The following is a 14,340-nucleotide window of genomic DNA, read 5'->3' on the forward strand; positions in this document are numbered from 1 at the left end:
ATATATCCAGTCTGCGGACAGAAATTGCCGTTGAGCACCGGGGCGCGGGTTGCCTTGCATCGTCAGTGCTCAACGGGCTTTTGACCGATTTCCGGGCCTGTGTTCTGACCCGGAAATCACTTTCGAAAAATTACTTCAGCAGGAAACTGGTTTGCTTAACGTTCTGCGAATCCAGACCGATGAACACGTTGAATTTGCCAGGATCAGACGCCCATTTCAGCTGCTCGTTGTAGTAACGCAAATCCGGTTCATTGACAGTAAACGTCACGACTTTTTCCTCACCCGGTTGCAGTTCAACCTTTTCAAAGTTCTTCAGCTGTTTCACCGGACGGCTGATGGACGCGGTGACATCCTGCAAATACAGCTGCACGATGGTCGCTCCGCTGCGTTTACCGGTGTTTTTCACCGTCACGCTGGCGGTCAGCGGATGTTTGGCATCCATGGTGGTGGCCGACAGACTTACGTCAGAGACGCTGAAGTCGGTGTAACTCAGGCCATAACCAAACGGGAACAGCGGACCATTGGTGATATCGAAATAACGGGTAGTGTATTTATCCGGATGCTGTGGATTAAACGGACGGCCGGTATTAAGGAAGCTGTAGTACAGCGGGATCTGGCCGACTTCGCGCGGGAAGGTCATGGGCAGTTTGCCTGACGGGTTGTAATCGCCAAACAATACGTCGGCAATCGCATGGCCGCCTTCTGTACCGCTGAACCAGGTTTCCAGCATCGCGTCAGAAATTTCGTTTTCCCACGTCAGGGTCAGCGGACGGCCATTCATCAGAACGATTACCAGCGGTTTGCCGGTCGCTTTCAGCGCTTTCAGCAGGTCACGCTGACTTTGCGGAATGTTCAGTTCAGAACGGCTGGACGCTTCGTGCGCCATGCCTTGCGCTTCACCAACGACGGCGACGACAACGTCTGATTTCTCGGCCGTTTTCACCGCTTCGTCAATCATATCCTGCGGTTTACGCGTGTCGTTGATGACCTGTTTGTCGTAAGAGTTGAGGAAATCTACCATCGCCTGATCGTCAGTGACGTTCGCGCCGCGTGCATACAGCACGTTGCCTTTGTCACCGAGCACATCTTTCATGCCTTGCAGGACGGTCACGGCCTGCGCGGCTTTACCCGCCGCCGACCAGCTACCCATTACATCACGTTTGCTGTCAGCCAGCGGGCCGATCACCGCGATGGTGCCTGATTTCTGCAACGGCAGGGTCTGATTGCTGTTTTTCAGCAGTACCAGCGAGGTCCGTGCCACTTCACGTGCTTCTGTGCGATGCAGACGGCTTTCGGCATTGGTATCCGCCGGATCGCTGGAGGCCGGGCCTAAATGACGGTACTCATCGACAAACAGGCCCATGTCCCATTTGGCAGCGAGCACGTCACGCACGGCACGGTCGATGTCATTCTGGCTGACCAGCCCGTCGGCGAGTAATCCTTTCAGATACTTACCGTACATATTGTCGGCCATATCCATATCGACACCGGCTTTCAGCGCCATCGCTGCTGCCTGACGATCGTCTTCTGCCACGCCGTGTTTGACCAGGCCGCCAATCGCGCCGTGATCGCTGACGGTCAGCCCTTTGAATTGCCAGTCGTCGCGCAGAATGTCTTTGAGCAGCCAGGTATTGGAAGTTGCCGGCACGCCGTTGACGCTGTTAAGCGCAATCATCACGCCGCCCGCGCCCGCATCCACTGCGGCTTTGTACGGTGGCATATAGTCGTTGAACATGCGGGTCAGGCTCATGTCCACGGTGTTGTATTCGCGGCCGCCTTCGACAGCGCCATACAGCGCGTAGTGTTTGACGTTGGCCATCACGGCGTCTGGCCCTGACGGGTCTGTACCCTGATAGCCGGTGACCATCTCATGTGCCAGGCGCGACGTCAGATAGGTGTCTTCACCGAAGCCTTCGGAAACACGACCCCAGCGCGGGTCACGGGTGACATCCACCATCGGCGAGAAGGTCATATTCAGACCATCGGCGGCGGTCTCTTTGGCAGAAATTCGGGCGCTGGTGGCGACGGCGCTCATATCCCAGCTGGCGGCAAGGCCGAGGCTAATCGGAAAAATCGTGCGCTGGCCGTGAACGACATCATAGGCATAAAAAGGGGGGATCTTCAGGCGGCTGTTTTTCACTTCATCCTGAAGTCGACGGATATCGGGTTTGGTGACGGTGTTAAACACGCCACCGACTTTGCCCGCGCGGATATCTGCCATGATGGCTTCTTTCGGATAATCCGTTCCGACGGTCACCAGATTCAACTGCCCAATTTTTTCATCGAGGGTCATTTTTTTCATCAGATCGGCAATGAACGCATTGCGTTCTTTGACCTGATTTTGGGGGATACCCGCCGTTTCAACCGCCAGTGTAGAAGCAGAGCTTACCAGTAACACAAACGCGCCAAGCATGTGATGCGTATTCATCGGAATTCCTTCAGCCATAAACAGGGATGCCAAAACATTGAAAATTCAGCAGCCTGAAGCAAACAAATCAATGATCATTCTAAGAAAAGTATAGTGTGAGAATCTAATACGACCGTTCAACTATTAGCAATGAATAGTTTTATCAGTCTGCACATTATCTTTAACCCGTGGAGACAGATCGCAATTTACAGGTAATCGGGCAGATGGCTACAAAAAGAGGTTCGATATACCGCGCAATTTGAAACAATTAGGATTAGGTGACGGATTGTCATCAGATTGAGCAACTAAATAGCGTGTGAGGAATATTTTTTGCAGGATAAACCGGGCAGAAAGCGATGTTCTGCCCGGCAAGAAAGCGGGTAAAAACGGGATTAATCGAAAATGGGATTAATAGTAGAAAGGCATATCCGTCGGTGTTTTGCTCATCACGTCGAAGAACACATCTTTGGTCATTGACCAGAATTGCGCGATGGCGGCGGCGTTGTAGGTCATGCCCATCAGGCTCATGACAAAGAAACAGGTCACGGTCAGGCCGAGACCACTACAAACGAAAGCCATCGTATTGCGGCTCGACTGGCGGCAAACGATATTGAGCTGGCTGGTGCAGAACATCAGAAAAGCGCTCAGTAATTCCCAGCGCATCATGACGATGCCAGCGGTTAATGTACCCATAGATAAAATCCTTACTCACTACAGCCGGTTGCGCGACGCCAACATCAGCCGTAACGGCTGCAAAAACAGGAGGGCAATGGGCTTATTGAGGTATTAATTAAGTTGAATAGTGTGACTTGGGTCACATTATATCATCGGATTTTATTTATGAGCAGAGGGAATGAGCAGAAATTGTTCGCTAATACGTTTTATGTATAACGCACCGCCAATTCATGGCCATGCGTTATCAAAAAACTGCATTTACGAAAGGATTACGCGCCGTAGCCCATGACCTGCAACAGATGCTGGGCCTGCTGGACCGCTTCCTGCCGGTGCGCAACGCCAAGTTTTTGATACAAATTACGGATATGCGTTTTGATGGTGGTTGAGGCGACGTCCAGCTCACCGGCTATCTGATCGTTGCTATAGCCGGAATAAATCAGGCCGAGCACCTGCCACTCGCGCTGGGTCAGCGGGCTGGTGCGGATAAGTTCCGGCACCTGCGGATGCGTCAGCAGTTTATTCACAAAACCTTCGTCGAAATGCGCAAACTTGTGGCGGTGATGCTGGTTAATTTCGCGCAAAATCTGCTGCGCGCGACGCTGTTCCAATTCTGGCAACAGATTGAGCTGAATCAGCTGACGCAGCTGTTGCGCCATCATTTCACCCTCGATGACGAAATGGCTGACAAAGCCGGTGCGGTTCGCCAGCCCCAGTGCTTCAATCAGCACGCGTTGCGCATCGTTCTTACGGCCTGTGTGCCAGTAAAGCAGATTGCTCAGCAGCAGATTGCGGTTCAGATCGCTGGTCAGGCGCAGCTGGCGTGCGTTCTGATTGAGCTCGTCGAGCACCACTTCGGCTTCGTCAAATTTCTCCAGCAGAATCTGCATGCGGGCAATATTGCGCCACTGTCCTTGCTGGAAATGGTTGTCCGCCATGTCCGGTTTTCGCGCCTGTTGCAGCCACTGGCGGGCGGCGGCTTTATCACCAATCATCTGCCAGTAAATCACGCGAGGTTTGTCGGTATTAGTCAGCCAGTCGATATGATACTGGCCAGTTTTCAGCAGGGTTTCACAGCGCTGTAAATGGTGATGGGCATTATCGAGCTGACCGCGCGCCAGCGAGCATTTCGCCAGCATCGCCAGGCACTGCAATTGCTGCTGCGGCTGGAAATTGGTCAGCACGTCGAGGCCTTTCCGCGCGGCGTCTTCGGCATCGTCAAGGCGTGACCACGACCACAGCAGCTGTGAGCGCAGACGCAGCAGGAATTCATGCATCGGTAACTGTTCAAGATGCTGCTCGCGCACCAGTTCGAACGCGCGATCCTGCATCTCGTAGGCGGCCTGCAAAAAACCTTGTGCAATCAGGATTTCGCTCTGTTGCAGCAACGCCCATAAGGCATAGTGATAGGCTTCGTAGCGCCGTGCGATCTGTTCCGTTTGCTGCATCAGCGGCAGCGCACGGGTTAAATCGCCTTTGCAGTGCTGAATTTCGCCGGTCACCGAGGTGGCGACGATGCGGCTGTAATAGCTTTCATACGGCAGGAAACGCAGGGCGTCAGCGGCCAGTTTTTCCGCTTCATCCTGACGACCATCATTGATCGCTACCTGCGCACGCAGGGCATCAAATTCGGCGGTCATATCCTGTTCCATCACGATATTGCGCTGCTGCATCTCGCTTTCAGCGCGCACCAGCAGGGCTTCGACTTCGGCATAGCGATGCTGACTCTGTGCCAGCCATGCCTGCAACAGTACCAGTTTAGGATTCTGTATCAGGCGTTCGTACGGCAGCGCGTTCAGACACTCTTCCAGCAACGCCAGCTCGCTTTGATTAAACAGCGCCCAGGCGTGCTGCAACAGAATATCGCGCAATAAATCAATATCTTCTGCGCCCAGTGCGTGATGAATCGCCTCCGCCGGGAAGCCCAGTGCCAGCCAGCCTTCAGCGGCGGCGCGGTGAATTTCCGGCAGTTGTGCTGCCAGTTCCCACTGGCAACGCTGGCGCAGGAAAGTCGCGAATAACGGGTGGAAGTTAAACCACTCGCCGGTGTCATCCATTCTGTGGATGAACAATCCCTGACGCTCTAATTCTTCAAGACGTTGCTGACCGTTTTCGCCGCCAGTCAGGCGCACGATCAGCGCATCATTCATCGAACGCAGTAATGAACAGCGCAGCAGAAAATCACGGGTCGGGGCATCCACGCGATCCAGTACTTCATCCACCAGATATTCCGACAGATGGCTGGCATTGAGCCCGGCGAGTTTACGCGCCGATTGCTGAGTAGATTGCTGTGTCGAGGTGGCGGACTGGCGCGCTGAGAGCGCGATCAGCTGCAGTGCGGTGGCCCATCCGGCGACGTCGTCACACAAACGGCTGCTGTCGGCATGATCGATCGGGTCTTTCAGACGGTTGTCGAAAAACTGCTGCGTTTCTGGGTGGGTAAAGGCCAGGTGCGAGGCATTGAGCTCGAGCAACTGATCGCGCACGCGGAGATTGGCGATGCCCAGCGGCGGCAGGGTGCGTGAGAGCACCACCAGCGAAATATTTTCCGGCTGATGACGCAGGAAAAAACGCATGCCTTCATGGATGGCATCGTTAGAAATCAGATGGTAGTCGTCAATCACCAGCAACAGCGGGCGGTGCCAGTCGGAAAGCTCAACAAACAGTTGCCCGAACAGCGCGGACAAACTGGCGTACTGATGCTTCTGGCTCAGCCCCTCACTTTTTACGCAGTGGCCGCCGCAGGCCTGCTGTACGGCAGCAATCAGATAGCTGGCAAAACGCTCCGGCTGGTTGTCGCTTTCATCAAGAGAATACCAGCCCAGATCGCTTTTCCCCGCCGCCCAGTGCGCCACCAGCGTCGTCTTGCCGTAGCCCGCCGGACTGGCGACCAGCGTAAGACGGTAATTAGGCGCAGTCGCGAGCTTCGTCAGCAAACGATCGCGAACTACTGTGTTTTGCTGCCGCACCGGGCGGCTGAGTTTTGACGGGATCAGCATTTTATTCGATTCTTTTGACGGTAAGCAGAGGGCGGTTTAATTATTTCACAGCGCGTAATTAATCACTTTTTCTAAAGTCCTCCTTTGAAACATTGATTGCAAGAATGTTACGTTTTTACATGCCGTTAAGTTGCTCTGTATCACAAATTTCAATCAGAGTTTTCGTACGTCTACCCTGAGAGCCCGTCTCCTCCGGCTACGCCCCGTTTCTCCTCCCTGTCTAATCTTTGGCGGGATGATGCTGCTCACAGACACAAGCGTCAGCATAGTGATTATCAATATTGTACTTCCCTACAAATTCCCGAATATAAAGAGGCATGTGATGCAGGTGACTTTGAATAAGACACAATTTTTGGCCGCACTAAAACGCCAGTGGCAGGGATTTGGTTTGCAGCAGGCACAGGACATGACGCCACATCAGTGGTGGCAGGCGACCAGTGCCGCACTCTCAGAACAGCTGAGCGCGCAGCCTGCGCCGGTGGCGGAGAAAGCGCCACAGCGCCACGTTAACTATATTTCGATGGAGTTTCTGATTGGCCGGCTGACCGCCAATAACCTGATCAATCTCGGCTGGTATGACACCGTGCAGCAGGCGCTTAAAGAGCAGGGCGTAGCGCTGGCGGATGTGCTGGAGCAGGAAACCGACCCGGCACTGGGCAACGGCGGTCTTGGGCGCCTGGCAGCCTGTTTCCTTGATTCGATGGCGACCGTCGGACAACCGGCGACCGGTTATGGTCTGAATTATCAGTACGGCCTGTTCCGTCAGTCGTTCAGCGAAGGCAAGCAGCAGGAAGCGCCGGACAACTGGCATCGCGAAAGCTATCCGTGGTTCAGCCACAACAGCTCGCTGTCGGTCGACGTGGCGTTTGGCGGCAAGCTGACGAAGAACGATGCGGGCGCGGAACACTGGCAGCCAGCGTTCACCCTGCGTGGCGAAGCCTGGGATCTGCCGGTGGTCGGTTATAAAAATGGCGTCACTCAGCCGCTGCGTTTATGGCAGGCGACCGACGTGCATCCGTTTGATCTGACGTTATTTAACGACGGTGAATTCCTCAAGGCCGAGCAGAAAGGCATTGATGCCGCGAAGCTCACGAAAGTGCTCTATCCGAACGACAATCATGAGGCCGGAAAACGCCTGCGCCTGATGCAGCAGTATTTCCAGTGCGCCTGTTCGGTCGCGGATATTCTGCGCCGCCACCATTTCCTTGGCCGCAAAATTCAGGATCTGCCGAAGTTCGAAGTGATCCAGCTCAACGATACCCATCCGACCATCGCCATCCCGGAGCTGCTGCGCATTCTGATCGACGAGCATCAGCTCGACTGGGACGCCGCGTGGGCGATCACCAGCCAGACTTTCGCTTACACCAACCACACGCTGATGCCGGAAGCGCTGGAGTGCTGGGATGAAAAGCTGGTTCGCAGCCTGTTGCCGCGCCACTTCTCACTGATCAAAGCGATCAACGCCCGCTTCAAAAAAGTGGTCGAAAAACAGTGGCCGGGCGACAAAGCGGTGTGGGAAAAACTTTCCGTCCATCAGAACAAACAGGTGCGTATGGCGAACCTGTGCGTGGTCAGCGGCTTTGCGGTGAACGGCGTCGCGGCGCTGCACTCCGAGCTGGTGGTCAAAGATCTGTTCCCGGAATATCACCTGCTGTGGCCAAACAAATTCCATAACGTCACCAACGGCATCACGCCGCGCCGCTGGCTGAAACAGTGCAATCCGGCGTTGTCATCGCTTATCGACGAGACGCTGAAAACTGAATGGGTGAACGATCTTGATGCGCTGAAAGGGCTGGAAAGCTACGCCGACGATAAGAAATTCTGTCAGCGTTATCAGGCGATTAAGCGCGAGAACAAAATCAAACTGGCGGACTATGTTCAGCACACAATGGGCCTGACGCTGAATCCGGATGCGATTTTCGATGTGCAGATCAAACGCCTGCACGAATACAAACGTCAGCATCTGAATCTGCTGCATATTCTGTCGCTTTACAGTCAGTTGCGCGATAACCCGGAAATGGACATGGTGCCGCGTGTGTTCCTGTTCGGCGCGAAAGCGGCACCCGGCTATTATCTGGCGAAAAATATTATCTATGCCATCAATCAGGTCGCTGAAAAAGTAAATAACGATCCGCTGGTGCGCGATCGCCTGAAAGTGGTGTTTATTCCGGATTACCGCGTGTCAGTGGCTGAACTGATGATCCCGGCAGCGGATGTTTCCGAGCAAATTTCCACCGCCGGTAAAGAGGCGTCCGGCACCGGCAACATGAAGCTGGCGCTTAACGGCGCGCTGACCGTCGGCACGCTCGACGGCGCGAACGTCGAGATCGCCGAACAGGTCGGCGAGGACAATATCTTTATCTTTGGCAATACCGTCGATCAGGTCAAAGCGTTGCTGGCTAAAGGCTACGATCCGCTCAAACTGCGTAAGAAAGACAAGCATCTGGATAAGATCCTCAAAGAGCTGGAAAGCGGCTTCTTCAGTCATGGCGACAAGCAGGCATTCAGCCTGATGTTGGACAGTTTGCTGGATGGCGGCGATCCTTATCTGGTGCTGGCGGACTTCGCGGATTACTGCGCCGCACAGCAGAAAATCGATGCCCTGTATCGCGATCAGCAGGAGTGGACGCGTAAAACCATTCTCAACACTGCCCGCGTCGGGATGTTCAGTTCCGACCGTTCGATCCGTGATTATCAGCAGCGGATCTGGCAGGCGAAACGTTAAGGAGCCCCCATGGAAAATAAAGCACTGGAGCAGGCCGCCAGGGAGGCGGGGATTTCCTCTGGTTTTATTAATGCGCACGGCAAACAGCAGGCCATCGCGGCGGAAACTAAACGTGAGCTGTTATCGGCGATGGGCTGGGTGGCGCAATCGCGCCCGGTCAACACGCCGGTACCGGCTGTTAAAGTGTTCGTTACCGGCAGCCGTCTGGCACTGCCGGTCGGCGGTGACGGCGAATATGGCTGGACGCTGCGGCTGGAAAATGGCGGAACCACACAGGGGCGCGTCAGCGGTAAAATGACGCTAGCGCTGCCGGGGAAAATTCCCACCGGTTATCACCAGCTGACGCTGACGCAGGACGCGCAGCAGTGGGATTGCCGGGTAATTGTCGCGCCGAAACGCTGCTACGAGCCGGACGCGCTGCTGGCCGGTAAAAAACTCTGGGGCGCCTGCGTGCAGCTCTATACGCTGCGCTCGGAGAATAACTGGGGCATCGGCGATTTCAGCGATCTCAACGTTTTACTGAAAAATGTCGCCGAACGCGGCGGGGCGTTTGTCGGCCTCAATCCTATCCACGCGCTCTATCCGGCCAATCCGGTGGCAGCCAGTCCTTACAGCCCGTCTTCACGCCGCTGGCTAAACGTCATTTATATCGACGTTGCTGCGGTGGATGATTTTAAGCGAAGTGAAGAAGCACAGATTTGGTGGCACCGGCCGGTGACGCAGCAGCGTTTGCAGGCGGCACGCGCCAGTGACTGGGTGGATTACGCCGAAGTGATGCCGCTCAAACTGGAAGGTTTACGCCTCGCCTACGCCCATTTCCTGGGCCGTAAGCCGCAGGATGCGCAGGTCAAATCCCTGGCGAATTTTGTGAAGCAGGGCGGCGAAAGCCTGTATTTACAGGCGGCGTTCGATGCACTGTATGAACATCTGGCGAAAGAAACCGATGTGGCGCTCGGCTGGAACCGCTGGCCGGAAAAATATCACGATGCGCGAGGCCCGGCGGTTCGGGCATTCTGCGAGCAACATGCGCAAGACGTCGAATTTTATCTGTGGCTGCAATGGCTGGCAGAAACGCAGTTTTCGCGTTGCTATCACACCAGCCAGCAGCAGGACATGCCGATGGGGCTGTACCGCGATCTGGCGGTCGGCGTGGTCGGGGGCGGTTCTGAAACCTGGGGTGACGGCGAGCTGTATTGCCTGAAAGCCTCGGTCGGTGCGCCGCCGGATATCCTCGGTCCGCTTGGTCAGAACTGGGATCTGCGCCCGATGGATCCTCATGTGATGATCAGACGCGGTTATCAGCCGTTTATCGATCTTCTGCGTTCCAACATGACCAGCTGCGGCGCGCTGCGTATCGATCACGTGATGGCGCTGTTGCGTCTGTGGTGGATCCCTGCGGGAGAAACGGCGGATAAAGGCGCTTACGTGCAATATCCGGTGGACGACCTGCTGGCGATCCTGGCGCTGGAAAGTCAGCGTCATCGCTGCATGGTGATCGGCGAAGATCTGGGTACCGTGCCAGTGGAAATCGTCAGCAAGCTGCGCGAGGGCGGCGTCTATTCTTACAAAGTGCTGTATTTCGAGCGCGATGAGGAAAATAACTTCCGCGCGCCGCAGTCGTATCCGGTTCAGGCGATGGCGACCATCACCACACACGATCTCCCCACGTTGCGCGGCTACTGGCAAAGCGACGATCTGGCGCTCGGCAAAACCCTTGGCCTGTACCGTGACGAAGAGGTTTTACAGGAGCTGTACGCCGACCGTGCGCGGGCGCGACAAGGTCTGCTCGACGGTTTGCATCACTACGACTGCATTCCGAAGAAAACCGGACGCAAGGCGGCGCTGATGGAAATGACGCCGGTGCTCAACCGTGGCCTGCAACGTTACGTCGCCGACAGCGCCTGTGCGTTGCTCGGCCTGCAACCGGAAGACTGGCTCGACATGGACGCGCCGGTCAACGTTCCCGGCACCAGTGACGAATTCCCAAACTGGCGACGTAAGCTTTCTCACACGCTGGAAGAAATGTTCGCCGACGAGCAGGTGAATAAGCTGATTAAAGACCTCGATAAACGCCGCAGGAAAGTGTCAGTGAGCTGAGGTTGATAAAGTCAGTGAGAGAAGGGGCTCTGTCAGAAGACAGAGCCCCTTTTTTATGCGCGAAAGGTTGGGATATGTTGCTTTGTAGAGGAAGCATAAAGGATGCCGTAAGGTTTATGGATAAAGGGATACCCCACCCGGTGTACGCCGTGCTGTTGAATGACTCCAGTGCTCCGTGATGGCAGTTGCCAACGCCTCCCTCACTGAAAATTTCAGAATGCATGGCTCACCGGATAAAAAAAAGGCGGCTTATTAAGCCGCCCAAGACACAGGGAATCAAACAAGTAGAACACCCATTGCTGGGATTAAGCGCATTAGCTTTTACATCAGTTACCCTTTCACTCCCCCCGCCGTCAGGCCGCCGACCAGCCAGCGTTGAGCAATCAGGAAGACCGCCGTAATCGGTATGGCGGACAGAATCGCTGCCGCCGCGAAATCGCCCCACAGGTAGTTCTGCGGGTTGAGGTATTGCTGCATGCCGACCGCCAGGGTGTAGCTGTTCACATCACGCAGCAGCAGTGAGGCGACCGGGACTTCCGTTATTGCAGCGATAAACGACAGAATGAAGACGACCGCCAGAATCGGCACCGACAGCGGCAGGAGCACCAGCCGGAAAGCCTGCCACGGGCTGGCGCCGTCCAGCGCAGCGGCTTCTTCCAGCGAACTGTCGATGGTTTCGAAGTAGCCTTTGATCGTCCACACATGCAGCGCGATGCCGCCCATATAGGCGAAAATCACACCGCCGTGGGTGTTCAGCCCGAGGAACGGCACGTACACGCCAAGGCGGTCGAAGAGGGCGTATAACGCCACCAGCGACAGCACCGCCGGGAACATCTGGAAGATCAGCATCCCCTTAAGCAGTGAGCTTTTGCCACGGAACTTCATGCGGGCAAAGGCGTAGGCGCAGGTGGTGGAAAGGGCGACGATCCCGACGGCGGTGATCGCGGCGATTTTGATCGAGTTCCACAACCACAGCATCACCGGGAATGGCGGCGGCGTGATGCTGCCGTCGCTGTTGGTGACGGCGATCCCCAGCGCCAGTTTCCAGTGATCCCACGACACTTGATCCGGGATCAGGCTGCCGGTGGCGAAGTTACCGGGGCGCAGTGAGATGGCAAACACCATCAGCAGCGGGAACAGGATCAGCGCCAGAAAGCACAGCAGTAACAGGTGCGTCACCAGCAATCTGACTTTTTGCGACTTAGGTTTAACCATTGGCATTGTGTGTTGCTCCTCAGTCGAATTTCATACGTGAAGCTTTCAGATTCACGATAGCCAGCGCGCCAACTAACAGGAAGATGAGCGTGGCAATCGCTGCCGCCAGCCCGAAGTCCTGCCCGCCGCCGCCTTCAAAGGCGATGCGATAGGTGTAACTGACCAGCAAATCGGTATGTCCGGCCGGTGTGGTGGTGCCGAGCATGTCCGGGCCGCCGTTGGTCAGCAGCTGGATGAGCACGAAGTTATTAAAGTTGAAGGCGAAGCTGGCGATCATCAGCGGCGTCAGCGGTTTGATGAGCAAAGGCAGCGTGATGCGGAAGAAGTTCTGCATCGGCGTCGCGCCGTCCATTGCTGAGGCTTCGTACAGATCGTCCGGAATGGCCTTCAGCAGCCCCATGCACAGGATCATCATGTACGGATAACCCAGCCAGGTGTTGACGATGATGATCATACTTTTGGCGGTCCACGGATCGCTGAACCATGCGGGTTTGATGCCAAACAGCGCGCTGAGCATCAGGTTGATTTCACCGAAGCTCTGGTTGAACAGGCCCTTGAAAATCAGAATCGAAATAAAGGCCGGTACCGCATAGGGCAGGATCAGCAGAATGCGGTATGCCGCTTTGCCTTTCAGCTCCTCCCACTGCACTACGCACGCCAGCACCATGCCGACGGCAACGGTCAGCACCACGGTCAGCAGGGCGAAAACAATCGTCCAGACAAAGATCGACAGGAAGGGTTTCTGAATACCTTCATCATGGAAGACGCGCAGGAAATTTTGCCAGCCGATGCCAACGGTAAATCCGGGGCTGAGTTTTTCAGCCTGCCATTCACCTTGTGTGTTCACCGCCTGATAGAAGCCGGTATCCATGTTCGGACGATAAAGCGTGCCGGTTTGTACGTTGGTCAGCTGTTTACCATCGTCAGCCCGTTTATACAGCGGCTGGGTGCCGGAGAACTGACGCAGGGAACTCATGCGCAGGGTTTCGCCGTCGGGCAGTTTGGCGGCGAGCTGGCCGAGCGCCAGACGGTTTTGCGTCACCACGCGCAGCCCGGCTTTATCCCCGGCGGGAACGGGCTGCGGCGTCATTTCCAGCGTTTGTGGCGCGGAGGCGTCGAAGGCAAACGGCGGAGATACCAACGTTTCGCTGCTGTCTGCGGACGTCAGTGCCAGCTGCCATTTTTCACCCACAGGGAAGAGTGCAAAATTCAGTGCTTTTCCGCCCTGAAATTCGCGGCCCATCAATACCGACTGCGCACGTTCGAAAGTCAGCTGGTTGGTGCTGCTGTAGTTAGTAAAGGCAATCGCGATGGTACACACCAGCGGGAACAGCACAAATAAAGACATGCCCGCCAGGCCGGGATAGACGTAGCGCCAGGAGTAGGCACGGCGGTTGCCATAAATAAAGAGGCCGAGGCTGGAGAGGATCAGCGCCAGAACGGCAAAGAGGTATTCACCCTGCGCATACATCAGCACGATCAGGTAACCGGATAAGCAGGCGAGCAGGCCGATGGCCAGCCATTTTAACGCGTTGCCGAGCGGTCGTTTTTTGGCTACTGGCATAGGGAAATCCTTTTAGTAACGGTGCGGACTTCATCAGGCCGCACCGTTTATTTCATTACCTTAACTTCATTAACGACATCACAATCATTACTTGGTAATGCGTGTTTCTACATCTTTCAGCGCTTGCGGAACGGTCTGACGGCCATTCACTGCGTTGATGATTGCGCTACGTTCGGCGTACCAGAAGGCACTCATCTGCGGGATGTTAGGCATGATTTCGCCGTTCTTGGAGTTCGCCATGGTGGCGGCGATGCGTGGGTCTTTTTCCAGTTGCTCCTGGTAGGACTTCAGCGCCACTGCACCCAGTGGTTTGTCTTTATTCACCACCGCCAGACCGTCGTTGGTGATCAGGTAGTTTTCGAGGAACTCTTTCGCCAGTTCTTTGTTCGGGCTGGCGGCGTTAATCCCGGCAGTCAGCACGCCGACGAATGGTTTAGACGGTTTGCCATGGAAGGTCGGCAGCAGCGTCACGCCGTAGTTGATTTTGCTCTTGTCGAGGTTTGACCACGCCCACGGGCCGTCGATGGTCATTGCGGTCTGGCCTTTGTTGAAAGCGGCTTCGGCGATGGAGTAGTCGGTATCGGCGTTGATGTGCTTGTTCTTCACCAAATCGATGATGAATTGCAGGCCTGCCTGCGAACCTGCGTTGTTCACGCCGGTG

Annotated in this window: 8 protein-coding genes; 2 read left to right on the forward strand and 6 right to left on the reverse strand. The window is 55.5% G+C overall.

Annotation, left to right across the window (positions count from 1 at the left end):
• Positions 1–130: 130 nt before the first annotated feature.
• The 3 genes from bglX to malT all read right to left on the reverse strand — a co-directional run bounded on the left by bglX (position 131) and on the right by malT (position 6,078).
• Positions 131–2,428, reverse strand: a complete 2,298-nt coding sequence (gene bglX / locus ACMHLI_RS16000; protein WP_413530309.1) for a beta-glucosidase BglX — start codon at positions 2,426–2,428, stop codon at positions 131–133.
• A 387-nt stretch (positions 2,429–2,815) separates the two neighbouring features.
• Positions 2,816–3,100, reverse strand: a complete 285-nt coding sequence (locus tag ACMHLI_RS16005) for a YjcB family protein (protein ID WP_112164626.1) — start codon at positions 3,098–3,100, stop codon at positions 2,816–2,818.
• 251 nt (positions 3,101–3,351) lie between these two features.
• A complete protein-coding gene (malT, locus tag ACMHLI_RS16010) occupies positions 3,352–6,078 on the reverse strand; it encodes an HTH-type transcriptional regulator MalT (RefSeq protein WP_413530310.1) in 2,727 nt (908 codons plus the stop codon).
• 322 nt (positions 6,079–6,400) lie between these two features.
• Between malT and malP the strand changes: the two genes are divergently transcribed.
• A complete protein-coding gene (gene malP / locus ACMHLI_RS16015; RefSeq protein ID WP_413530311.1) occupies positions 6,401–8,803 on the forward strand; it encodes a maltodextrin phosphorylase in 2,403 nt (800 codons plus the stop codon).
• A 9-nt stretch (positions 8,804–8,812) separates the two neighbouring features.
• Complete coding sequence (malQ, locus tag ACMHLI_RS16020; protein WP_413530312.1) at positions 8,813–10,900, forward strand: 4-alpha-glucanotransferase; 2,088 nt, start codon at positions 8,813–8,815, stop codon at positions 10,898–10,900.
• Between the two features lie 330 nt (positions 10,901–11,230).
• Here malQ and malG read toward each other — a convergent pair whose 3' ends face one another.
• From malG to malE, 3 genes are all read right to left on the reverse strand, one after another.
• A complete protein-coding gene (malG, locus tag ACMHLI_RS16025) occupies positions 11,231–12,121 on the reverse strand; it encodes a maltose ABC transporter permease MalG (RefSeq protein WP_413530313.1) in 891 nt (296 codons plus the stop codon).
• Between the two features lie 13 nt (positions 12,122–12,134).
• On the reverse strand, positions 12,135–13,679 hold the full coding sequence (malF, locus tag ACMHLI_RS16030; protein ID WP_413530314.1) for a maltose ABC transporter permease MalF: 1,545 nt from the start codon (positions 13,677–13,679) through the stop codon (positions 12,135–12,137).
• An 87-nt stretch (positions 13,680–13,766) separates the two neighbouring features.
• Positions 13,767–14,340, reverse strand: a 574-nt coding sequence (gene malE, locus ACMHLI_RS16035; RefSeq protein WP_413530315.1) for a maltose/maltodextrin ABC transporter substrate-binding protein MalE, incomplete at its 5' end; no start/stop codon positions are given.

It is taken from the genome of Rahnella inusitata (genome assembly GCF_965118895.1).
GTDB lineage: Bacteria > Pseudomonadota > Gammaproteobacteria > Enterobacterales > Enterobacteriaceae > Rahnella > Rahnella inusitata_A.